At 64.2% G+C, this 20,896-nt stretch carries 20 protein-coding genes; 11 read left to right on the top strand and 9 right to left on the bottom strand.

The annotated features are described in order from the left end of the window. Positions 1-14: 14 nt before the first annotated feature. The gene (locus B3E94_RS15125) at positions 15-212 is read right to left on the bottom strand and encodes a YbdD/YjiX family protein (RefSeq protein ID WP_008094130.1); all 198 of its coding nucleotides are present in this window, start codon (positions 210-212) and stop codon (positions 15-17) included. 13 nt (positions 213-225) lie between these two features. Continuing rightward, positions 226-2,292: a carbon starvation CstA family protein gene (locus B3E94_RS15130; protein WP_176515003.1), complete on the bottom strand. Its 2,067-nt coding sequence runs from the start codon at positions 2,290-2,292 to the stop codon at positions 226-228. Positions 2,293-2,456: 164 nt separating this feature from the next. On the opposite strand from B3E94_RS15130, the gene B3E94_RS15135 reads away from it, so the two are divergent. Together B3E94_RS15135 and B3E94_RS15140 are read left to right on the top strand one after the other, a co-directional pair. Continuing rightward, the gene (locus B3E94_RS15135) at positions 2,457-2,819 is read left to right on the top strand and encodes a PilZ domain-containing protein (protein ID WP_176515005.1); all 363 of its coding nucleotides are present in this window, start codon (positions 2,457-2,459) and stop codon (positions 2,817-2,819) included. A gap of 263 nt (positions 2,820-3,082) precedes the next feature. Further along, a complete protein-coding gene (locus B3E94_RS15140; protein ID WP_176515007.1) occupies positions 3,083-4,600 on the top strand; it encodes a nucleobase:cation symporter-2 family protein in 1,518 nt (505 codons plus the stop codon). A 180-nt stretch (positions 4,601-4,780) separates the two neighbouring features. Here B3E94_RS15140 and radA read toward each other — a convergent pair whose 3' ends face one another. After that, entirely contained in the window at positions 4,781-6,148 is a 1,368-nt protein-coding gene (radA, locus tag B3E94_RS15145) for a DNA repair protein RadA (RefSeq protein ID WP_176515009.1), read from the bottom strand. A 177-nt stretch (positions 6,149-6,325) separates the two neighbouring features. Here radA and mscL point away from each other — a divergent pair, with 177 nt between their 5' ends. Further along, positions 6,326-6,745 carry a large-conductance mechanosensitive channel protein MscL gene (gene mscL, locus B3E94_RS15150; protein ID WP_176515011.1) on the top strand — a complete coding sequence of 140 codons (420 nt, stop codon included), beginning with the start codon at positions 6,326-6,328 and terminating at the stop codon, positions 6,743-6,745. Positions 6,746-6,778: 33 nt separating this feature from the next. On the opposite strand, the gene B3E94_RS15155 is transcribed toward mscL, so the two are convergent. Continuing rightward, positions 6,779-7,555 (bottom strand): ferredoxin--NADP reductase, encoded by a 777-nt coding sequence (locus B3E94_RS15155; RefSeq protein ID WP_286914135.1) that lies wholly within the window; start codon positions 7,553-7,555, stop codon positions 6,779-6,781. A 205-nt stretch (positions 7,556-7,760) separates the two neighbouring features. On the opposite strand from B3E94_RS15155, the gene B3E94_RS15160 reads away from it, so the two are divergent. Together B3E94_RS15160 and B3E94_RS15165 are read left to right on the top strand one after the other, a co-directional pair. Further along, positions 7,761-8,468 carry an autoinducer binding domain-containing protein gene (locus tag B3E94_RS15160; RefSeq protein WP_286914136.1) on the top strand — a complete coding sequence of 236 codons (708 nt, stop codon included), beginning with the start codon at positions 7,761-7,763 and terminating at the stop codon, positions 8,466-8,468. A 97-nt stretch (positions 8,469-8,565) separates the two neighbouring features. Continuing rightward, positions 8,566-9,690 carry a methyltransferase gene (locus B3E94_RS15165; protein ID WP_286914138.1) on the top strand — a complete coding sequence of 375 codons (1,125 nt, stop codon included), beginning with the start codon at positions 8,566-8,568 and terminating at the stop codon, positions 9,688-9,690. Positions 9,691-9,812: 122 nt separating this feature from the next. Here B3E94_RS15165 and B3E94_RS15170 read toward each other — a convergent pair whose 3' ends face one another. Genes B3E94_RS15170 through B3E94_RS15180 form a run of 3 tightly spaced genes read right to left on the bottom strand, consistent with a single transcriptional unit; the run spans position 9,813 to position 12,424 of the window. Beyond that, positions 9,813-9,968, bottom strand: coding sequence for a DUF2474 domain-containing protein (locus B3E94_RS15170; protein WP_081663495.1), 156 nt, complete (start codon positions 9,966-9,968; stop codon positions 9,813-9,815). An 8-nt stretch (positions 9,969-9,976) separates the two neighbouring features. Further along, on the bottom strand, positions 9,977-10,984 hold the full coding sequence (cydB, locus tag B3E94_RS15175; protein WP_176515016.1) for a cytochrome d ubiquinol oxidase subunit II: 1,008 nt from the start codon (positions 10,982-10,984) through the stop codon (positions 9,977-9,979). A gap of 3 nt (positions 10,985-10,987) precedes the next feature. After that, complete coding sequence (locus B3E94_RS15180; RefSeq protein WP_176515017.1) at positions 10,988-12,424, bottom strand: cytochrome ubiquinol oxidase subunit I; 1,437 nt, start codon at positions 12,422-12,424, stop codon at positions 10,988-10,990. Between the two features lie 343 nt (positions 12,425-12,767). On the opposite strand from B3E94_RS15180, the gene B3E94_RS15185 reads away from it, so the two are divergent. The 5 genes from B3E94_RS15185 (at position 12,768) to B3E94_RS15205 (ending at position 18,042) form a co-directional block, all read left to right on the top strand. Beyond that, entirely contained in the window at positions 12,768-13,988 is a 1,221-nt protein-coding gene (locus tag B3E94_RS15185) for an MFS transporter (RefSeq protein WP_176515018.1), read from the top strand. 194 nt (positions 13,989-14,182) lie between these two features. Continuing rightward, on the top strand, positions 14,183-15,478 hold the full coding sequence (locus B3E94_RS15190; RefSeq protein WP_176515019.1) for an NCS2 family permease: 1,296 nt from the start codon (positions 14,183-14,185) through the stop codon (positions 15,476-15,478). Continuing rightward, the gene (gene trmA / locus B3E94_RS15195) at positions 15,475-16,560 is read left to right on the top strand and encodes a tRNA (uridine(54)-C5)-methyltransferase TrmA (RefSeq protein ID WP_286914140.1); all 1,086 of its coding nucleotides are present in this window, start codon (positions 15,475-15,477) and stop codon (positions 16,558-16,560) included. Before B3E94_RS15190 ends, trmA begins: the two co-directional genes overlap by 4 nt. A 53-nt stretch (positions 16,561-16,613) precedes the next feature. Next, positions 16,614-17,513, top strand: a complete 900-nt coding sequence (locus B3E94_RS15200; protein WP_286914141.1) for a LysR family transcriptional regulator — start codon at positions 16,614-16,616, stop codon at positions 17,511-17,513. A gap of 103 nt (positions 17,514-17,616) precedes the next feature. Next, positions 17,617-18,042 (top strand): cupin domain-containing protein, encoded by a 426-nt coding sequence (locus B3E94_RS15205; protein ID WP_286914142.1) that lies wholly within the window; start codon positions 17,617-17,619, stop codon positions 18,040-18,042. A gap of 196 nt (positions 18,043-18,238) precedes the next feature. On the opposite strand, the gene pcaG is transcribed toward B3E94_RS15205, so the two are convergent. Further along, complete coding sequence (gene pcaG / locus B3E94_RS15210; RefSeq protein WP_236235333.1) at positions 18,239-18,844, bottom strand: protocatechuate 3,4-dioxygenase subunit alpha; 606 nt, start codon at positions 18,842-18,844, stop codon at positions 18,239-18,241. A 10-nt stretch (positions 18,845-18,854) separates the two neighbouring features. After that, a complete protein-coding gene (pcaH, locus tag B3E94_RS15215) occupies positions 18,855-19,574 on the bottom strand; it encodes a protocatechuate 3,4-dioxygenase subunit beta (protein WP_176515026.1) in 720 nt (239 codons plus the stop codon). Positions 19,575-19,797: 223 nt separating this feature from the next. Here pcaH and ypfJ point away from each other — a divergent pair, with 223 nt between their 5' ends. Then, positions 19,798-20,685: a KPN_02809 family neutral zinc metallopeptidase gene (gene ypfJ, locus B3E94_RS15220; RefSeq protein ID WP_286914143.1), complete on the top strand. Its 888-nt coding sequence runs from the start codon at positions 19,798-19,800 to the stop codon at positions 20,683-20,685. Positions 20,686-20,896: the final 211 nt, after the last annotated feature.

Here is a 20,896-nt window from a genome sequence, read left to right on the forward strand (position 1 = left end):
GGCAAGCTAGAGGTTCAACAGCACTTGGGCCCGGACTTGCCGCCGTAGCGCGCTTCCTGGCGTTCGCGGAAGAACGCCTCGTAGCTCATCACCGGCTTGTCCGGGTGCTTGGTCTGCATGTGTTCGACATAGTTGTCGTAGTCGGGCATGCCGACCATCAGGCGGGCTGCCTGCCCCAGGTACTTACCCAGTCGACCCAGGTCGTTGAACATCGCAGCAGTCCTCTCAAGCGTCAGGCAGAGCCTGGAACGGGGTTTCCTTGTCGGTGCGTTCCTTGCGGCCGAGGGCGGCGTAGCCGACCTTGACGGCGAAGAACAGCACGCTGAACACCACCAACAGGAACAGCACGGTCAGGCCGGCGTTGGTGTAGGCGTTGAAGATCACGTGCTGCATCTGCCCGATGTCCTTGGCCGGGGCCAGCACTTGGCCGGCGTCCAGCGCGGTGCTGTACTTCTTGGCCAGGGCCAGGAAGCCAACGGCCGGGTTCGGGTCGAACAGCTTGATCAGGCCTGCGGTGGTGGTGCAGATCAGCAGCCACACGGCCGGCAGCAGGGTGACCCAGACATAGCGCTGGCGCTTCATCTTGATCAGCACCACGGTGCCGAGCATCAGGGCGATACCGGCCAGCATCTGGTTGGAGATGCCGAACAGCGGCCACAAGGTGTTGATGCCACCCAGCGGGTCGATCACGCCCTGGTACAGCAGGTAACCCCACAGTGCCACGCAGCCGGCAGTGCCGATCAGGTTGGCGGTCCACGACTCGGTGCGCTTGAGGGCCGGCACGAAGCTGCCCAACAGGTCCTGCAGCATGAAGCGCCCGGCACGGGTACCGGCGTCCACCGCGGTGAGGATGAACAGCGCCTCGAACAGGATCGCGAAGTGGTACCAGAAGGCCATGGTGTTCTCACCCGGCAGCACCTGGTGCAGGATCTGCGCGATACCTACCGCAAGGGTAGGTGCGCCACCGGCGCGGGCGAGGATGGTGTGCTCGCCGATGTCGCGGGCGACCGCTTCGAGCTGCTCCGGGGTGATCAAAAAGCCCCAGCTGCTGACCGTCTGCGCCACCGAAGCCACGTCGGCACCGACCACCGCGGCCGGGCTGTTCATGGCGAAGTACACGCCCGGCTCGATCACCGAGGCGGCGACCATGGCCATGATGGCGACGAACGATTCCATCAGCATGCCGCCGTAGCCGATGTAGCGGGCGTTGGCTTCGTTGTCGAGCAGCTTGGGCGTGGTCCCCGAGGAGATCAGCGCGTGGAAGCCGGACACCGCACCACAGGCGATGGTGATGAACAGGAACGGGAACAGGGTGCCCTTCCAGACCGGGCCGGTGCCGTCGGTGAACTGGGTCAGCGCCGGCATTTTCAGCTCGGGCATGGTCACCAGGATGCCGATGGCCAGGGCAATGATGGTACCGATCTTGAGGAAGGTCGACAGGTAGTCACGCGGCGCCAGCACCAGCCAGACCGGCAGCACGGCGGCAACGAAGCCGTAGCCCACCAGCATCCAGGTGATCTGCACGCCGGTGAAGGTGAATGCCGGGCCCCAGACCGGATCTGCGGCAATCTGGCCCCCCAGCCAGATCGACCCCAGCAGCAGCAGCACGCCGACCACCGAGATCTCGCCGATGCGGCCCGGGCGGATGTAGCGCATGTAGATGCCCATGAACATCGCGATCGGGATGGTCGCCATGACCGTGAACATGCCCCATGGGCTCTCGGCCAGGGCCTTGACCACGATCAGCGCCAGCACCGCGAGGATGATGATCATGATCAGGAAGCAGCCGAACAGGGCGATGGTGCCCGGGATGCGGCCCATCTCCTCGCGCACCATGTCGCCCAGCGAGCGGCCGTTGCGGCGGGTGGACAGGAACAGGACCATGAAGTCCTGCACCGCACCGGCCAGCACCACGCCGGCGATCAGCCACAGCGTGCCGGGCAGGTAGCCCATCTGCGCGGCGAGTACCGGGCCGACCAGCGGGCCGGCGCCGGCGATGGCGGCGAAGTGGTGACCGAAAAGAATGTGCTTGTTGGTCGGGACGTAGTCCAGGCCGTCGTTGTTGAGCACCGCAGGGGTAGCTCGACGTGGGTCCAGTTGCATCACCTTGGTGGCGATGAACAGGCTGTAGTAACGATAGGCGACCAGGTAGATGGCGACCGACGCGACCACGATCCACAAGGCGTTGATCGCCTCGCCGCGACGCAGGGCAACCACACCCAGCGCGCAAGCCCCTATGACTGCCAGCGCCAGCCACGGAATGTGGCGTAGCAGGCTATTATTGTTGTTCATGGTTTACTTCCAGCTGGTGGATTGGAAAAGACCGCCCATCGAGTCTAGGGCGAGTCATCGCGCATTGCCACACTTGCTTTGGACTAGAGCCTCTGCGGCCAGATTGCGGTACCTGATGCACATACCCACTAACTATAGTCAGGATGTCACCCGAGGACCCGCCCATGAGCGATCACGACGAACGCAGGCGCTTCCAGCGCATCGACTTCGACGCCCCCACCGAACTGCGCCAGGGCGACCGCCGCTGGCCGGTAAAACTGCTTGATCTGTCGCTCAAGGGCCTGCTGGTCGAGTGCCCCAGGCCATGGGATGCCGACCTGAGCCAGGACTTCGATGCGATCATCCACCTCGACCGCGCCGTGCGGGTGCAGATGCAGGTGGAACTGCGCCATGAAGAGCCCACCCGGCTGGGCTTCGTCTGCCTCTACATCGACATCGAGTCGATGTGCCACTTGCACCGTCTTGTGGAATTGAACGTGGCCGACAGCACCGAAATGATGCGTGAGCTGCGCCAACTGATCGAATAATGGAATGTCTTAGCTAGCTAATAGCTTTCCCACCTTGCGTTTCCTGTCTACCCAGACAGCTTTAAGCCTGGGTAGCAGCACTTTGTACACAGCCCTCTAGCACAGCTTTCAGCGACTTGGTACGCGATCTGCATTGCGGTTCAGGCCACACCGCAACGCTGCCTGTGCGCGCTCCGATCAAAATATTGTATACAATTCTTGTAGCAATCATTTGTAGGAAGTGTCTACAGTAGCGGCACAACAATAAACAGAGAGCCTGCTCAATGACTACGTCCCCTAGCACGTCTCCCGCCAAGCGCCCCGAGGACGAAAACCTCGGCCTTGGTGCCAACCTGGCATATGGTCTGCAGCACGTGCTGACCATGTATGGCGGGATCGTCGCGGTACCCTTGATTCTCGGGCAGGCCGCCGGCCTGAACGGTGCTGAAATCGGCATGCTGATCGCAGCTTCGCTGTTTGCCGGCGGCCTGGCCACGCTGCTGCAGACGCTGGGCCTGCCGTTCTTCGGTTGCCAGTTGCCGTTGGTACAAGGCGTGTCGTTCGCAGGCGTTGCGACCATGGGTGCGATTCTCAGCAGCGAGGGCGGTGGTGGCCTGCCCGGCGTGCTGGGCGCGGTCATGGCGGCGTCGTTGATCGGCTTCCTGATTACCCCGGTGTTCTCGCGCATCACCAAGTTCTTCCCGCCGCTGGTGACAGGCATCGTCATCACCACCATCGGCCTGACCCTGATGCCCGTGGCCGCACGCTGGGTGATGGGTGGCAACAGCGCATCGCCGGAGTTCGGCAGCGTGGCCAACATCGGCCTGGCGGGGCTGACCTTCGCCATCGTGCTGCTGCTGAGCAAGCTGGGCAGCGCGACCATTTCGCGGTTGTCGATCCTCCTGGCCATGGTCATCGGTACCCTGATTGCCTGGGCGCTGGGCATGACCGACTTCAGCAAGGTCGCCGAAGGCCCGATGTTCGCCTTCCCCACGCCGTTCCACTTCGGCATGCCGACCTTCCACATCGCCGCGATCCTGTCGATGTGCATCGTGATCATGGTGACCCTGGTGGAAACCTCGGCCGACATCCTCGCGGTGGGTGAGATCATCGACACCAAGGTCGACTCCAAGCGCCTGGGCAACGGCCTGCGTGCCGACATGGCGTCGAGCATCCTGGCGCCGATCTTCGGCTCCTTCACCCAGAGCGCCTTCGCCCAGAACGTCGGCCTGGTGGCCGTGACCGGGGTCAAGAGCCGCTATGTGGTGGCCACCGGTGGCGTGATCCTGGTGGTGCTCGGCCTGCTGCCGGTGATGGGCCGGGTGATTGCCGCAGTACCCACGCCGGTACTGGGCGGCGCAGGCATCGTGCTGTTCGGCACGGTGGCGGCCAGCGGTATCCGCACCCTGTCGAAGGTCAACTACAAGAACAACGTCAACCTGATCATCGTCGCCGCCTCGCTGGGCTTCGGCATGATCCCGATTGCCGCGCCGACCTTCTACCACCAGTTCCCAAGCTGGTTCGAGACCATCTTCCACTCCGGTATCAGCTCTTCGGCGATCATGGCCATTCTGCTGAACCTGATCTTCAACCACTTCACCACCGGCAACTCGGACCAGCAGTCGGTATTCGCCGCCGCCTACGAGCGCACCATCCAGTACTCGGACATCTCGGAGCTGCGCGATGGCGACTACTTCAAGGATGGCAAGCTATTCGACGCCGATGGCAACGAAGTGCCGGTCATGGAACTGGACGAGCATGGCAATGCAGCGCCCAAGCGAACGCCGGTCGCCGAGCATTGACCACTGACTGAGTGGTAACCGAGGGGAGCCGATGCGCATCGTCGGCTCCCCTTTTTGTTTGCCTGCAGGGCCTCTTCGCGGGGCAAGCCCGCTCCCACAAGGTCAGCGGCGATCAGTGGACTTCTTGGGGAAAGTCCACAGTGTGGGAGCCGGCTTGCCGGCGATAGAGCCGCGAGTAAACTACTCGAACAAGGCGTCCAGGGCCTGTTCCAGGCGGGTCACGGCAATCACCTGCAACCCCGGCGGCGGCTCTTTCGGCGCATTGCCCTTGGGCACGATGGCGCGCTTGAAGCCATGCTTGGCCGCTTCCTTCAGGCGCTCCTGCCCGCTCGGCACCGGGCGCACCTCGCCAGACAGGCCGATTTCGCCGAACACCAGCAAGCCATGGGCCAACGGCCGGTTGCGCAAACTGGACATCACCGCCGCCAGCAAGGCCAGGTCGGACGCGGTCTCCAGCACCTTCACCCCGCCTACCACGTTGAGAAACACGTCCTGGTCATGGGTGGGGATGCCGCCATGCCGGTGCAGCACCGCCAGCAGCATGGCCAGGCGGTTCTGGTCCAGGCCCAGGGTGACGCGCCGTGGGTTGGCCAGGTGGCTGTCATCGACCAGCGCCTGCACTTCCACCAGCATCGGCCGGGTGCCTTCCCAGGTGGCCATCACCACGCTGCCGGGCACTTCTTCCTGAGTACGGTTGAGGAAGATCGCCGAGGGGTTGGAGACTTCCTTGAGGCCGCGGTCGGTCATGCCGAACACACCCAGCTCGTTGACCGCCCCGAAGCGGTTCTTCACGGCGCGTAACAACCGCAGGCGGCCATCGGACTCGCCTTCGAAATACAGCACGGTGTCGACCATGTGCTCCAGCACTCGCGGGCCGGCCAGCGAGCCTTCCTTGGTGACGTGGCCAACCAGGAAGATCGCCGTGCCGCTCTGCTTGGCATAGCGCACCAGCAGCGCCGTGCTCTCGCGCACCTGGGCCACGCCACCGGGGGCCGACTGCAGTTGCTCGGTGAAGATGGTCTGGATCGAGTCGATGACCATGACCCGCGGCTTCTCCAGCCGCGCCGTGGCGATGATGGTTTCGATGCAGGTTTCGGTCATCACCTTGAGCTGGTCCTGGGGCAGGCCCAGGCGCCGCGAACGCATGGCCACCTGCTGCTGCGATTCCTCGCCGGTGACGTACAGCGCCGGCATGCCCACGGCGATGTTGCACAAGGTCTGCAGCAGGATGGTCGACTTGCCGATACCCGGGTCGCCGCCAATCAGCACCACCGAGCCATCCACCAGGCCACCGCCGAGCACGCGGTCCAGCTCGGTGCTGCTGGTGGTGAAGCGCGGGATTTCCTCGACGCTGACCTCGGCCAGGGTCTTGATCTGCGCCTGCTGGCCGGTCCACCCGGCACGCCCGCTGGGCGCCGCGGCGCCGGCGCTTTCGATCATGGTTTCGACCAGGGTGTTCCAGGCCCCGCATTCGCCGCACTGGCCGGCCCATTTGGGGAAGGTCGCGCCGCATTCGGTGCAGCCGTACAAGCGCTTGGCCTTGGCCATGGGCAGGTTCTCCTGGAAAAAACCGCCATGATAGCCGACAGCGACGTGCCTCGAACGCCTCGAGGAGCGACAAAACTATTCGTTCTAAGCGCAGTCACTACCCCTGAACACCACGCATGAAGCGTTTTAGTGGCTTACACTGCGTTAACCTCACCATTTGCAACAAAGGAATCGAAAATGGGCATGATCAGTGAGTTCAAGGCCTTCGCGGTCAAGGGAAATGTCGTCGACATGGCGGTCGGTATCATTATCGGCGCGGCGTTCGGCAAGATTGTCTCCTCCTTCGTCGGTGACGTGGTCATGCCGCCACTGGGGCTGTTGATCGGTGGCGTGGACTTCAGTGACCTGGCCGTTACCCTCAAAGCCGCCGAAGGCGACGCACCGGCGGTGGTGCTGGCCTATGGCAAGTTCATCCAGACCATCATCGACTTCCTGATCGTGGCGTTCGCCATCTTCATGGGCGTCAAGGCGATCAACAAGCTCAAGCGCGAAGAAGCCGTGGCCCCGAGCGTGCCGCCGGCGCCGACCCCGCAGGAAACCCTGCTGACCGAGATTCGCGACCTGCTCAAGACGCAGAACCAGAACCGCCTGCCCTGACGTGAAAAGGGGCGCCTTGCGCGCCCCCTTCACTCACCAGTAGTTTTCCACCGCCACCTGCCCTGGGCGCTTGCTCAGGCTCAGTTGCAGGTCGCGTGCCTTGAGCACCTTGCGTGTGTCGTCGATCATCTGCGGGTTACCGCACAGCATGATCCGCGAGTGCTCGGGCGACAGCTGCAACCCCGCCGCCTTCTCCAGCTCGCCGTTCTCGATCAGGGTGGTGATCCGCGCGTTCAGCGCACCTGGGTGCGACTCGCGCGTGACCACCGGGATGAACTGCAGCTTGCCGGCAAACTCGGCCAGGTAGTCGCGCTGCTCAAGCCCGGCGATGTCGTCGAGGTAGGCCAGCTCCTTCGCCTCGCGCACCGAATACACCAGCTTGATGTTGTCGAAGCGCTCCCAGGCCTCGAAGTCCTGCAGGATCGACATGAAGGGCGCAATGCCGGTACCGGTTGCCAGCAACCACAGGTCGCGGCCGCCGACGAAGCGGTCGAGGGTCAGGTAGCCGAATGCCTGGCGGTCGATGAACAAAGTTTCACCCTCGCCCAGGCGGCTCAATTCACTGGTGAACTCCCCACCCGGCACGACGATGGAAAAGAAGTCCAGGTACTCGTCATGGGGTGCGCTGACCATCGAATAGGCGCGCCACACCACGCTGCCATCGGCCTTGGTCACCCCCAGCCGAGCAAATTGGCCGGCACGGAAACGGAACCCTGGATCGCGCGTGACCCGCAGGCTGAACAGGTTGGGCGTCAGCGGCTGGACATCGAGCAGGGTCTGGCGGGTGTATTTGTCGGCGCTGGCGGTCATGTGGGGCTCCAAGAAAGGCATGCGCCAAGTGTCTCGCAAAGCGGCCTGGATAAAAACCGCTGGAGTGTAGGGGCACCCAAAATCCGCTGAAACGTTTGCACAAAGCATATGCGCTATAACAAAAAAACCCAACACAACAGTCAGGCATTTCCTACAATCTGACGGTGCAAACGGATTGGATCCGTCCGGACCAAGGGAGTAACAGATGCTTCTCTGGAATCAAGAGCATCTCCAGCAACTGAGCAGCGAGAGTACGCCCCAGCGAGTTTTCGACCTGGCGGTGCAGCTGGCACAGGACCTGGATATGGAGTTTCTGGGCCTGAAACTTAGCCTGCAACTGGCGGCGCAATCGCCCAAGGTCTTCCTGTACAGCAACTATCCGCCCGCGTGGATCGAACGCTACCAGCGTGACGACTTCTACAAGCAGGACCAGGCTGCCGTGCGCAGCCACAGCTCGACCATGCCCGTGCTGTGGAGCGACGACCTGTACCGTGAAGCGCCGCAGTATCGCGAGGAAGCCTGCGGGCACGGCCTGCGCCATGGCTGGACCCAGTCGCTGCACGACCTGCGCCACCACGAAAGCCAGATCAGCGTTGCCAGGCCGGTGGGCGAAGTCAGCATGGGCGAGCTTTATGACAAGGCCGGCAAGGTGCAGTGGTTGTGCCACACCTTGCACGCGATCATCTGCGAGTACCACCAGAACCAGCTTTGCCCGCCCACGCCGAAGATGTCCGAGCGCGAGCTGGAAGTGCTGAAGTGGTCTGCTGCGGGCAAGACCGCCGCCGACGTGGCCTGCATCCTGTCGTTGTCGCAAAGCACGGTGAACTTCCATATCCGTAGCGTCATCAGCAAGACCAATGCCTCCAACAAGGCAGGGGCGATCGCCATCGCCGCCATGCGCGGGCTGATCTAACAGCCATTTCTGCGACCTTGCGCAAAGCTCTGTAGAATCGCGTACCCAAACCCGTGGCGATCCGCCGACGGGCAGATCCGTACCCGAGCCAGACGCCATGCCCCTGTTGACCACCCCCTACGCCGAACTCGACCTGATCCGCCAGCCGGATCAGGCCAACGACCCCCTGCAGGCCTTCGATGCCGCCGACGAGTACCTGCTCGAGCAACTGCACGGGCAAGCACCGGGGGCCGATTGCCGGGTGCTGGTGCTCAACGACAGCTTCGGCGCCCTGGCCGCCAGCCTCGAAGGCCACGTGCAGGTAGTCAGCAGCGGCGACTCGCACCTGGCGCGCATGGCCCTGGAGAAAAACCTCGCCCGTAACGGCAAGGCCTTCGACAGCGTGCCGTTCGTGCCGGCAAGCGAACACTGGCAAGGCCCCTTCGACCGGGTGTTGCTGCGCGTACCCAAGACCCTGGCCCTGCTCGAAGAGCAGTTGATCCGCCTGCAGGGCCACCTGGCCCCCGGTGCCCAGGTGATCGCCGGCGCCATGATCAAGCACTTGCCGCGTGCCGCGGGCGACTTGCTGGAGCAGTACATCGGCCCGGTCCAGGCTTCGCTGGCGCAGAAGAAGGCGCGCCTGCTGACGGCCACCCTGGCCGAGCGCCCGGCTGCCGTGTCGCCCTACCCCAGCCGCTACCGCCTGGATTCGCCGGCACTCGAGCTGCTCAACCATGCCAACGTGTTCTGCCGCGATGGCCTGGACATCGGCACCCGCGCCTTCCTTGCGCACCTGCCGAGCGGCCTGGGCAACGCCCGCGTCGCCGACCTGGGCTGTGGCAATGGCGTGCTGGCCATCGCCAGTGCCCTGGCCAACCCCGAGGCGCACTACACCTTGGTGGACGAATCGTACATGGCCGTGCAATCGGCCCGGGAAAACTGGCAGGCGGCCCTGGGCGACCGGGAAGCCACGGTGATGGCGGGCGATGGCCTGGCCGGGGTGGAAAAACAGTCGCTGGACGTGGTGCTGTGCAACCCACCGTTCCACCAGCAGCAGGTGGTCGGCGACTTTCTCGCCTGGCGCATGTTCCAGCAGGCGCGCGAGGCGCTGGTGGTGGGGGGTGCGTTGTATATCGTCGGTAATCGCCACCTGGGCTATCACAGCAAGCTGGCGCGGTTGTTCCGGGGTGTCGAGCAGGTGGCGGCGACGCCGAAGTTCGTGATTCTCAAGGCCCGCAAGTAGGTTTCAAGGGCCCAATCGCCGGCAAGCCGGCTCCCACAGGTACTCCACGGTGTTCAAGCCTTGTGGGGTACCTGTGGGAGCCGGCTTGCCGGCGATTGGGGCGCAAAGCGCCCCCTACCCTATCAATGGGTGGTCAGCCCGGCGGCGCCCATGAACAGGCGCATCACATACGCCGCCACTCCAAGCGCTGCCACGCTCATCGCCCAGATCAGCAGCAACCAGCCCAGCCGCTGCCACAAGGGTTTCTTCTCTTCCAGGCCATGCTTGCCAGTCATCATGCGCCCTCCTAGTGATAGCCGTCTTCGTGGGTGACCTTGCCGCGGAACACGTAGTAGCTCCAGAAGGTATACCCAAGGATGAACGGCAGGATGAACAACGTGCCCACCAGCATGAAACCTTGGCTCTGCGGCGGAGCGGCAGCGTCCCAGATCGAGATCGATGGCGGGATGATGTTCGGCCACAGGCTGATACCCAGGCCGCTGTAGCCAAGGAAGATCAGCACCAGGGTCAACAGGAACGGCGTGTAGTGGGCATTGCGTGCCACCGCCTTGAGCAGGCCGTAGAAGGTCACCAGCACCAGGATCGGCACCGGCATGAACCAGATCAGGTTGGGCATGCTGAACCAGCGGTCGGCGATTTGCGGGTAGGCGATCGGCGTCCACAGGCTGACGATGCCGATCACCACCAGCAGCACCAGCGCCAGCGGCTTGGCCAGGTCATGCATCTGCTGCTGCAGCGGCCCTTCGGTCTTCATGATCAGCCAGGTGCAGCCCAGCAGGGTGTAGGCCACGATCAGCCCCAGGCCGCTGAACAGGCTGAACGGGGTCAGCCAGTCGAGCGTGCCGCCGGCGAAGTGGCGGTCCACCACCTTGAAGCCCTCGATGAAGGCGCCCAGCGCAACGCCCTGGAAGAAGGTCGCCACCAACGAGCCCCAGATGAACGCCTTGTTCCAGATGTGCCGCTTGTGCGCCTTGGCCTTGAAGCGGAACTCGAATGCCACGCCGCGGAAGATCAGGCCGATCAGCATCAGGATCAACGGCAGGTAGAGCGCTTCGAGCACCACCGAGTAGGCCATCGGGAAGGCGCCGAACAGGCCGGCACCGCCGAGGATCAGCCAGGTTTCGTTGCCGTCCCATACGGGGGCGACGGTGTTCATCATCACATCACGGTCCTGCTCGCCCTTGACGAAGGGGAAGAGCATGCCGATGCCTAAGTCGAAACCATCCATCACCACGTACATCATGACGCCGAAGATGATGATCACGGCCCAGATCAGCGGAAGGTCGATACCCATGGCTCAGTTCTCCTTGCTCAGGCTGGGGGCTTTGGCGTCGTGGCCATCATCGGCGGCGGACAGCGGCCGTGCCGGTGTGCGTTTCTGGCCAGGGCCGCCTGGGGTGTGCTCGTCGCCCTCGCCGGTTTTCGGCCCTTTGCGCACCAGGCGCATCATGTAGCCAAGGCCCGTGCCGAACAGCGCGAAGTAGACCACCACGAACGCCACCAGGGTGAAGCCGAGCTGGGTATAGCTATGGTTGGAAACCCCCTCCGAGGTGCGCATCAGGCCGTACACCACCCAAGGCTGGCGGCCGATTTCAGTGGTGAACCAGCCCGCCAGGATGGCGATCAGCCCGGACGGGCCCATCCATAGCGTCAGGTACAGGAACGGACGCGAGCTGTACAAGGTGCCGCGCTTGCGCAGCCACAGGCTCCACAGGCCGACCAGGATCATCAGCATGCCCAGCCCGACCATGACCCGGAACGACCAGAACACGATGGTCGAGTTGGGCCGGTCCTCGGGGGCGAATTCCTTCATCGCCGGCACCTGCTTGTCCAGGCTGTGGGTGAGGATCAGGCTGCCAAGCGCCGGGATCTCGAGCTTGAAGTGCGTGGTCTCGGCCTTCATGTCCGGGATGCCGAAGAGAATCAGCGGGGTCGGCTCGCCCGGCACGTTTTCCCAGTGGCCTTCGATCGCGGCAATCTTCACCGGCTGGTGCTTGAGGGTGTTCAGGCCATGGAAATCGCCGATCACGGCCTGCACCGGGGCGACGATCAAGGCCATCCACATGGCCATCGACAGCATCTTGCGAATCGCCGGGTTGTCACGCCCGCGCAGCAGGTGCCAGGCCGCCGAGGCGCCAACGAAGAACGCCGTGGCGACGAACGCGGCCGTGGCCATGTGCATCAGGCGGTAGGGGAACGAGGGGTTGAAGATCACCGCCAGCCAGTCCACCGGCACCACGCGGCCATCGATGATTTCGTGGCCTTGCGGTGTCTGCATCCAGCTGTTGGAGGCCAGGATCCAGAAGGTCGATACCAGCGTGCCCACCGCCACCATCACCGTGGCGAAGAAGTGCAGGCCGCGGCCCACTCGGTTCCAGCCGAACAGCATGACGCCGAGGAAGCCGGCTTCGAGGAAGAAGGCAGTCAGTACTTCATACGTGAGCAACGGCCCGGTGACGGCGCCGGCGAAGTCGGAGAACCGGCTCCAGTTGGTGCCGAACTGGTAGGCCATGACCAGGCCGGAGACCACGCCCATGCCGAAGTTGACGGCGAAGATCTTCGACCAGAAGTGGTAGAGGTCACGGTAGACCTGGTTGTGGCTCCTCAGCCACAGGCCTTCGAGGACCGCCAGGTAGCTCGCCAGGCCAATGGTGATGGCCGGGAACAGGATGTGAAAGGACACGGTAAATGCAAACTGGATTCGGGCGAGATCTAGGGCCTCTAAACCGAACATAGTGCTTCCTCTTCAGATAATCCGGCGTTCGGGCTCGTGGCCCTGGCGCCTACTGCCCCCACGGTTATCGAGTGCGGCGCGTTGGAATTGTTCTGTGCAATCGCAGGGAATCGGGCCCAAAGGCCAATCGTTGAAACTGGAACGATTGATCCAGATCAACGAATGCTAGGAAGCATAGTCCCGAATGGCCCGCCGAGACGTGTGGTTGATTGCCGCGTGACCTGTTGCCCCACCCCCTGTTGCCGCGCCTGAAAAAGTGCCGACCCCGGCAAACAGTAACGGTTTGTTACAAACAGATGATACGCTGCCGGCCCCTCTACTGCGCCGAGGCCACAGGTTTCCGATGTCCGATTCCACACCGCAGTTGTTGCGCCAGCACCGCCCGTTCATGGCCTTCTGGCTGGCCCGCGTGTTCACCGCCAGCGGCTTTCAGATGCTCACCGTGGCCATCGGCTGGCACCTCTACCAACTGACCGGCAATGTGCTCGACCTGGGCCTGGTGGGCCTGGTGGAATTTGCCCCACGGGTGCTGTTCATGCTGCACACCGGGCATGTCGCCGACCGCTATGACCGGCGCAAGGTGGCCGCGCTGTGCCAGACCTTGCAGGGGCTGATCGCCCTGGTGCTGGCGCTGGGCAGCGCCACCGACAACGTCAGCCGCGAGCTGATCTTCGCCCTGGCCTTCCTGCTCGGCGCCGCCCGCTCGTTCGAGATGCCGGCGACCCAGGCGCTGCTGCCCAACGTGGTGCCGCCGGGGCTGTTCCCGCGGGCGGTGGCGGCATCGGCGTCGGCGACCCAGGCGGCGACCATCGTCGCCCCGGCGGTGGGCGGCTTCCTGTATGCCTTCGGCAGCATCTGGGTATACGGCCCTACGGTTGCCCTGTACGCCATCGCCTGCGCGCTGATGCTGGGCCTCGACTCGCGCCAGCAGGTGCCCCAGCGCGGCCGCGCCAGCCTGGAATCGCTGCTGGCAGGCATCCGCTTCATCCGCAGCCGGCCGGACATCCTCGGGGCGATTTCCCTCGACCTGTTCGCCGTGCTGCTGGGCGGCGCCACCGCGCTGCTGCCGGTGTTCGCCAAGGACATCCTGCTCACCGGGCCCTGGGGCCTGGGGCTGCTGCGCTCGGCGCCGGCGGTGGGGGCGTTGCTGATGTCGTTGTGGCTGGCGCGCTTCCCGGTCGAGCGCAAGGTCGGGCGCACCATGTTCACCGCCGTCGGGGTGTTTGGCGTGGCGACCATCGCCTTCGGCCTGTCGACCTCGTTCTGGTTCTCGCTGGCGGTGCTGGTGGTGCTGGGTGCGGCGGACATGATCAGCATGGTGATCCGCGGCGCCTTCGTGCAGTTGGAGACGCCCGATGAGATGCGCGGGCGGGTGAGCGCGGTGAACGGGTTGTTCATCGGTGCCTCGAACCAGCTCGGCGAATTCGAATCCGGGGTCACGGCGCACTGGTTTGGAACAGTGCCGGCGGTGGTGCTGGGGGGCGTGGGCACCTTGGTGGTGACGGGGGTGTGGATAAGACTGTTCCCGGGGCTGGCCAGGCGCGACCGGCTGCACAATGGCTGATGGCCCTAACGCCTGCAAGCACCGCGCAGGGCTTGCCGGCGATAGGGCCCAACGGCCATAGGCCCCTGCCATCCTTGCTGGTATGATGCGCGGCTTTTTTCCTCCCCACACAAAACCACGGCAACCGGTACGGTCTGTGCTTTGCTGATGGGGTCGATACATTCACGGCGCCGGGGGCGCCTTGGGGAGCGGGCATGCTGGAAAGGCTGTTTCAACTAAGAGCACACAACACCAACGTGCGCACCGAGATACTCGCGGGCGTCACCACCTTCCTGGCCATGGCCTACATCTTGTTCGTCAACCCGAGCATCCTCGGCGAGACCGGCATGGACAAGGGCGCGATCTTCGTCGCTACCTGCCTGGCCGCGGCCATCGGTTCGACCACCATGGGCCTGATCGCCAACTACCCGATCGCCCTGGCGCCGGGCATGGGCCTGAACGCCTTCTTCACCTACACGGTGGTGCTGCACATGGGCCACACCTGGCAGGTGGCGCTGGGCGCGGTGTTCCTGTCGGCGGTGATGTTCTTCCTGCTGTCGATCTTCCGTATCCGCGAATGGATCGTGAACAGCATTCCGCTGCCCTTGCGCTCGGCCATCGCCGCGGGCATCGGCCTGTTCCTGGCGTTCATCGCCCTGCATAACGCCGGCATCGTCGTCGATAACCCGGCTACCCTGGTGGGCCTGGGCGACCTCAAGCAGCCGGCGCCGATCCTCGCCACCCTGGGCTTCTTCCTGATCGTCGGCCTGGAAGCGCTGAAAGTGCGTGGTGCGGTGCTGATCGGCATCCTCGCGGTCACCGTCGCCTCCATCGCGATGGGCGTGACGCCATTCGGCGGGATCGTCTCCATGCCGCCGTCGCTGGCGCCGACCTTCCTCCAGCTGGACATCGCAGGTGCCCTGGATGTGGGCCTGGTCAGCGTGATCTTCGCCTTCCTGTTCGTCGACCTGTTCGACAACTCCGGCACCCTGATCGGCGTGGCCAAGCGCGCTGGCCTGATGGGCAAGGACGGCCACATGCCGAAGATGGGCCGTGCCCTGATCGCCGACAGCACCGCGGCCATGGCGGGTTCGCTGCTGGGTACCTCGACCACCACCAGCTACATCGAATCGGCCGCGGGCGTGAGCGCCGGTGGCCGCACCGGCCTGACCGCCATCGTGGTCGCCGTGCTGTTCCTGCTGGCGCTGTTCTTCGCCCCGCTGGCCGGTAGTGTGCCGGCCTTCGCCACCGCACCGGCGCTGCTGTTCGTCGCCGTGCTGATGGCCTCGGGCCTGGCCGAAATCAACTGGGACGACGTCACCGAGGCCGCACCGGTGGTGGTCACCGCCCTGGCCATGCCGCTGACCTACTCGATCGCCAACGGCATCGCCTTCGGCTTCATTGCCTGGACCGCCGTCAAGCTGATCTCCGGCCGCCACCGCGACCTGAACCCGGCGCTGGTGATCCTCTCCATCCTGTTCGTGATCAAGCTGGGCTGGTTCAACGCATGAGTGCTGTCTTCGACCCAAGCGCCTACGACGCGCAGCTTCAGGCCAAGGTCGCGCGCCTGCGCGATCTGCTGGCCCCCTTCGGCGCGCCGGAGCCGGCGGTTTTCGACTCGCCGCGCGAGCACTATCGCCTGCGCGCCGAGTTCCGCCTGTGGCGTGAAGACGGCCAGCGCCACTACGCGATGTTCGCCCCGGGCGACAAGCACAAGGCCATCCTGATCGACGAATTCCCCATCGCCAGCGAGCGCATCAACCAGCTGATGCCGCGCCTGAAGGCGGCCTGGCAGGCCAGCGAGGCCCTGAGCAATCGGCTGTTCCAGGTGGAGTTCCTCACCACTTTGGCCGGCGATGCGATGGTCACCCTGTGCTACCACCGCCCGCTGGACGAGGCCTGGGAAGTGGCTGCGCGGGAGTTGGCCGACACGCTGGGCGTGAGCCTGATCGGCCGCTCCAAGGGCAAGCGCCTGGTCATCGGCCGCGATTACGCGGTGGAGAAGCTCGACGTCGCAGGCCGCGTGTTCAGCTATCGCCAACCGGAAGGCGCATTCACCCAGCCCAACGGCGCGGTGAACCAGAAGATGCTGAGCTGGGCATTCGAGGCCATCGGCGAGCGCGACGACGACCTGCTGGAGCTGTACTGCGGCAACGGCAACTTCACCCTGCCGCTGGCCACCCGCGTGCGCCAGGTGCTGGCCACCGAAATCAGCAAGACCTCGGTCAATGCCGCGCTGAGTAACCTCGACGAGAACGCGGTAGCCAACGTGCGCCTGGTGCGCCTGTCGGCCGAAGAGTTGACCCAGGCCCTGAACGAGGTGCGCCCGTTCCGCCGGCTGGAAGGCATCGACCTGAAAAGCTACGACTTCGGCACCGTGTTCGTCGACCCGCCACGCGCCGGCATGGATCCGGACACCTGCGAACTGACCCGGCGTTTCGAGCGCATCCTGTATATCTCGTGCAACCCCGAGACCCTGGCGCAGAACATCGCCCAGCTGCAAGATACCCACCGTATCGAACGCTGTGCGCTGTTCGACCAGTTCCCCTACACCCACCACATGGAAAGCGGGGTGCTGCTGGTTCGGCGCTGATCCGCGATGCCGTGGGGCCTGCCCGGCCCCACGGCACGCCGCCAGGAGAGTGGATGGACCAGTTCACTGCCATGCAGACCTTCCGCCGGGTCGTCGACCTCGGCAGCTTCAGCGCCGCCGCCAGCCAGGCGGGCGTATCCCACACCGTGCTGTCGCGCCAGGTAAAGCAGCTGGAACGCCAGCTCGGCACGCAATTGCTCACCCGCACCACCCGCCGCCTGCACCTGACCGAGGCCGGCGCGCTGTTCTATCGCCACTGCGTACAGATCCTCGAGCAGATGCAGGCCATGGCCCTGGAGCTTTCCGAACACCAGCAACAGCCCAGCGGCACGCTGCGCCTGGGCGTGGCCACGGCGTTCGGCGAGCTGGAGCTGGGGCGCTGGTTGCCGGATTTCGTCGAGCGCCACCCGCTGCTGCAGATCGAACTGCACTGCAGCGATCGCTTCATCGACCTGCTGGAGGAGCAGATCGATGTGTGCCTGCGGGTCACCGACCACTTGCCCGACTCCAGCCTGGTGGCACGCCGCCTGGCGAGCAGTGAGGTGATGCTGGTGGCCGCCCCGGGCTACCTCGAACGCCACGGCACCCCGAGCAACCCCGACGCACTTGCCAGCCATGCCCTGCTCGGCTACAGCCAGCTGCTGCACCCACAGCGCCTGCAACTCACCAGCGCCGGTGGCGAACAGCGCGACATCCACATGCCACGGCGCCTGAGCGCCAACTCGCCGATGGCCCTGCGCGCCGCTGCCATCGGCGGCCTGGGCATTGCCAGCTTCGACCGCTTCATCGTCCACGATGCCCTGCAGGACGGGCGCCTGGTGCCGGTGCTGGAGCACTGGAAGCTGCCAGCGCGCAGCCTTTACGCGGTTTATCCACAGAGCCGCTACCTGGCGCCCAAGGTGCGGGCGTTGCTGGACTATGTGCAGGCGTACTACGCGCAAGCAAGGTGGTGATTTGTGCGATATGTGCACAGGTCATGGCTGAGTTGGCAGGTATTTGTGCGTGGCTTGTTTGATTAGCCTTCGTTGCACTTTCACTCAACGAAGGAGTTCCACCATGAAAGCAGTCATCACGGGTTTGCTGCTCACCACCCTGGCCGTCGGCGCCCATGCGGCGGAAAAAACCATTTCGGTGACCGACAGCGCGGCCTTGAAATGGCAGGACGTGCCCAATACCAAAGGGGCCGTCAGCTATGCCAATGTCGAGGGCGATATCTTCGGTAAGGGGCCTTACTCGGCGTATGTGAAGTTCAGGAAGGGGACTGATAATGGCCTGCACCAGCACAGCCAGACGCTGCCGACGGTGGTGCTGAGCGGGACCTTTTATGCAGTGATCGATGGCAAGCGCACCGAGTATCCGGCGGGGGCTTACTACAAGCTGCCGGCAGACCTGGTGCATGAGAGTGGCTGTACTGCTGCGGCGGATTGCCTGTTGTTTCAGTATCAGGCCGACGCGTTCGACTTGAAGCCGGTGAAGGGCTGAAATCCTGGGGGCTGCTTTGCAGCCCAATCGCTGGCAAGCCAGCTCCCACAGAAAACCACAGAGCTAAAGGCCAGCTCCCACAGAAAACACAGGGCTCAAAGCCAGCTCCCACAGAAAACCACAGAGCCCAAGGCCAGCTGGGTTCCTGTGGGAGCTGGCTTGCCAGCGATTGGGCCGCAAAGCGGCCCCAACGTCATCAGAAATCGAAGAACACCGTCTCCCCTTCCCCCTGAATCCGGATATCGAACCGATACGCCGTTTTCCCATCCACTTCACAGCGCTTGGCAATCAACGTCTCACGCCGCTGCGGCTGCTCGATCAGGTTGAGCACCGGGCACTTGGCGTTGGCCTCGGCCTCGTCATCGAAATACAACCGCGTATGCAGGTGAATGTTGATGCCGCGGGCAAACAGGCTGAGGTTGATGTGCGGCGCCATCGGCACGCCCGCCGCATTGTTCACCACACCTGGCTTGACCGTGTGCACGGTCCATTCGCCGGCATCGAAGGTGGTGGCGGTGCGGCCAAAACTGTTGAAGGCATTTTCCAGGTGGTAGGCATCCTGGTACTGGCCATCGGCATCGGCCTGCCAGATTTCCAGGAACGAATCACGCACCAGGTGGCCATTGCCGTCATACACCTGGCCGATCAGCAGGATGTGCTCGCCCGCCGCATCCGGCTTGGCCAGGCGGTTCCAGATTTCCTGGTCGCGGGTTGGGTTGCCGGCCGCTTCCAGGGCGAGGCCGATGTGCACATAGGGGCCGGCGGTCTGCGAGGGGGTTTCCGGCAGCAGTTCGATTGGCATGGCGGGGTCCTCAGCAGTTTTCGAAGTGGGTCTTGCGCTGGCCGCGCAGCACGATGTCGAAGCGGTACGCCAGGCAGTCCATGGGGTTGGCATGGCTCATGTCGAGCTTGGCGATCAGTTGCTGCACCGCGTCGGGGTTGGCGATCGACTTGACGATCGGGCACATCGGGATCAGCGGGTCGCCCTCGAAATACAGCTGGGTGATCAGCTTGGTGGCGATCGACGGGCCGCTGATGGCGAAGTGGATATGCGCCGGGCGCCAGTCGTTCGGGCCGTTGCGCCATGGGTACGGGCCGGGCTTGATGGTGCGGAAGCTGTAGTAGCCGTCGCGGTCGGTCAGGCAGCGGCCGACGCCGCCGAAGTTCGGGTCCAGCGGCGCCAGGTAGCGGTCGTTCTTGTGCCGGTAGCGGCCACCGGCGTTGGCCTGCCACATCTCCACCAGGGTGTTGGCCACCGGCTTGCCGTACTGGTCGACGACCCGGCCGGCGACGATGATGCGCTCACCGATCGGCAGGCCACCGTTGTTGAAGTTCAGCAGCAGGTCATGGTCATGGGCGCCGAAGCCCAGGTGGGAAAAGTCGGGGCCGGTGGTTTCGCTGATCGACTGGGGAATGCTGACCAGCGCCTGGCGCGGCGAGCGGGCGATGGACGTCTTGTAGTCGGGCGTCAGGGCCTTGGGGTGCCAGTTGCGATCACGGATCACGAAGCGGCTGGTGTCCTGGGCGGGCATGCCGGGTTCCTCTCTTGGAATTATGGATATTTCCCATCGGGGCTTCTTCGAAGCCCAATCGCTGGCAAGCCAGCTCCCACAGGGGACTTGCAGTTTCGGATAGGTCACGCGCGATGAATATTGAATTCAAGCATCAGAGGCATAACCAAATGGTTATGAATTAGTGCCTTTGGCCGCAGTGAACTAATCTATTGCTTTGTGTTTCACGCTCTGGAGAGCCCATATGGAATGGCGAAAAGGCCGACGCAGCGACAACGTGGTCGATGCCCGCGGTGAAGGTGGCGGCGGCGGTGGCATGCGCTTTGGCGGCGGCAAGGGGCTCGGGCTTGGGGCGATCCTGCTGATCGTCGGCATCGGCTGGCTCACCGGCCAAGACCCGCTGCAGATCCTCGGCCAGCTCGCCGGCCAGATGGAGCAGCAACAGCCCGCTCCCAGTGGCGCCAGCAACAAGGCGCCCGCGGCCAATGACGAACAGGCGCAATTCGTCGCCTCGATCCTGGGCGACACCGAAGACACCTGGAAGGCCTTGTTCTCCCAGGCTGGCAAGCAATACCGCGACCCCAAGCTGGTGCTATTCAGCGGCCAGGTGAATTCCGCCTGCGGTTTCGCCTCGGCGGCCGTGGGCCCGTTCTACTGCCCGGCGGACCAACGGGTGTACCTGGACATGTCGTTCTTCCGCGAAATGGAAACCCGCTTCGCCGCCGCCGGCGATTTCGCCCAGGCCTATGTGATCGCCCACGAGATCGGCCACCACGTGCAGACCTTGCTTGGCGTTTCGGCCAAAGTCGATGCCGCACGGCGCAACGGCCAGCGCATGGAAGGCGACAACGGCCTGCTGGTGCGCCAGGAGTTGCAGGCCGACTGCCTGGCCGGGGTGTGGGCCTACCAGGCGCAAAAGCGCCTGAACTGGCTGGAGCCAGGTGACGTCGAGGAAGCGCTCAATGCCGCCAATGCCATTGGTGACGACCGCCTGCAGCAGCAGGGCCAGGGGCGTGTGGTGCCAGACTCGTTCACCCATGGTACGTCGGCGCAGCGAGTGCGCTGGTTCAAGGCCGGGTTCGCCCAGGGTGAGGTGAACAGCTGCGATACCTTCAGCGCGCGCAGCCTTTGATATTGCGTGGGGCCGCTGGGCGGCCCATTCGCGGGCAAGCCCGCTCCCACATAGAGTTACATTTCTGCTGAAAAAGCGTTTCAGCTTCCCTTTCCCTTGCCGATAACCCCTGCACGATTGAGCGGGCATCCAGAACAACAACGCCTCGCGATCGAAGATCAAGTGAGCGAAAATTTTCTGGAGAGCGTGCATATGAACAGGTGGTTCGCCA

The organism is Pseudomonas sp. UBA6315, from assembly GCF_002438125.1.
Lineage (GTDB): Bacteria > Pseudomonadota > Gammaproteobacteria > Pseudomonadales > Pseudomonadaceae > Aquipseudomonas > Aquipseudomonas faucium.

What these genes read in the sequence shown, in the direction of transcription:
- B3E94_RS15125 (WP_008094130.1), bottom strand. Translation starts at nt 212, where the DNA reads ATGTTCAACGACCTGGGTCGACTGGGTAAGTACCTGGGGCAGGCAGCC.
- B3E94_RS15130 (WP_176515003.1), bottom strand. Translation starts at nt 2,292, where the DNA reads ATGAACAACAATAATAGCCTGCTACGCCACATTCCGTGGCTGGCGCTG.
- B3E94_RS15135 (WP_176515005.1), top strand. Translation starts at nt 2,457, where the DNA reads ATGAGCGATCACGACGAACGCAGGCGCTTCCAGCGCATCGACTTCGAC.
- B3E94_RS15140 (WP_176515007.1), top strand. Translation starts at nt 3,083, where the DNA reads ATGACTACGTCCCCTAGCACGTCTCCCGCCAAGCGCCCCGAGGACGAA.
- radA (WP_176515009.1), bottom strand. Translation starts at nt 6,148, where the DNA reads ATGGCCAAGGCCAAGCGCTTGTACGGCTGCACCGAATGCGGCGCGACC.
- mscL (WP_176515011.1), top strand. Translation starts at nt 6,326, where the DNA reads ATGGGCATGATCAGTGAGTTCAAGGCCTTCGCGGTCAAGGGAAATGTC.
- B3E94_RS15155 (WP_286914135.1), bottom strand. Translation starts at nt 7,555, where the DNA reads ATGACCGCCAGCGCCGACAAATACACCCGCCAGACCCTGCTCGATGTC.
- B3E94_RS15160 (WP_286914136.1), top strand. Translation starts at nt 7,761, where the DNA reads ATGCTTCTCTGGAATCAAGAGCATCTCCAGCAACTGAGCAGCGAGAGT.
- B3E94_RS15165 (WP_286914138.1), top strand. Translation starts at nt 8,566, where the DNA reads ATGCCCCTGTTGACCACCCCCTACGCCGAACTCGACCTGATCCGCCAG.
- B3E94_RS15170 (WP_081663495.1), bottom strand. Translation starts at nt 9,968, where the DNA reads ATGATGACTGGCAAGCATGGCCTGGAAGAGAAGAAACCCTTGTGGCAG.
- cydB (WP_176515016.1), bottom strand. Translation starts at nt 10,984, where the DNA reads ATGGGTATCGACCTTCCGCTGATCTGGGCCGTGATCATCATCTTCGGC.
- B3E94_RS15180 (WP_176515017.1), bottom strand. Translation starts at nt 12,424, where the DNA reads ATGTTCGGTTTAGAGGCCCTAGATCTCGCCCGAATCCAGTTTGCATTT.
- B3E94_RS15185 (WP_176515018.1), top strand. Translation starts at nt 12,768, where the DNA reads ATGTCCGATTCCACACCGCAGTTGTTGCGCCAGCACCGCCCGTTCATG.
- B3E94_RS15190 (WP_176515019.1), top strand. Translation starts at nt 14,183, where the DNA reads ATGCTGGAAAGGCTGTTTCAACTAAGAGCACACAACACCAACGTGCGC.
- trmA (WP_286914140.1), top strand. Translation starts at nt 15,475, where the DNA reads ATGAGTGCTGTCTTCGACCCAAGCGCCTACGACGCGCAGCTTCAGGCC.
- B3E94_RS15200 (WP_286914141.1), top strand. Translation starts at nt 16,614, where the DNA reads ATGGACCAGTTCACTGCCATGCAGACCTTCCGCCGGGTCGTCGACCTC.
- B3E94_RS15205 (WP_286914142.1), top strand. Translation starts at nt 17,617, where the DNA reads ATGAAAGCAGTCATCACGGGTTTGCTGCTCACCACCCTGGCCGTCGGC.
- pcaG (WP_236235333.1), bottom strand. Translation starts at nt 18,844, where the DNA reads ATGCCAATCGAACTGCTGCCGGAAACCCCCTCGCAGACCGCCGGCCCC.
- pcaH (WP_176515026.1), bottom strand. Translation starts at nt 19,574, where the DNA reads ATGCCCGCCCAGGACACCAGCCGCTTCGTGATCCGTGATCGCAACTGG.
- ypfJ (WP_286914143.1), top strand. Translation starts at nt 19,798, where the DNA reads ATGGAATGGCGAAAAGGCCGACGCAGCGACAACGTGGTCGATGCCCGC.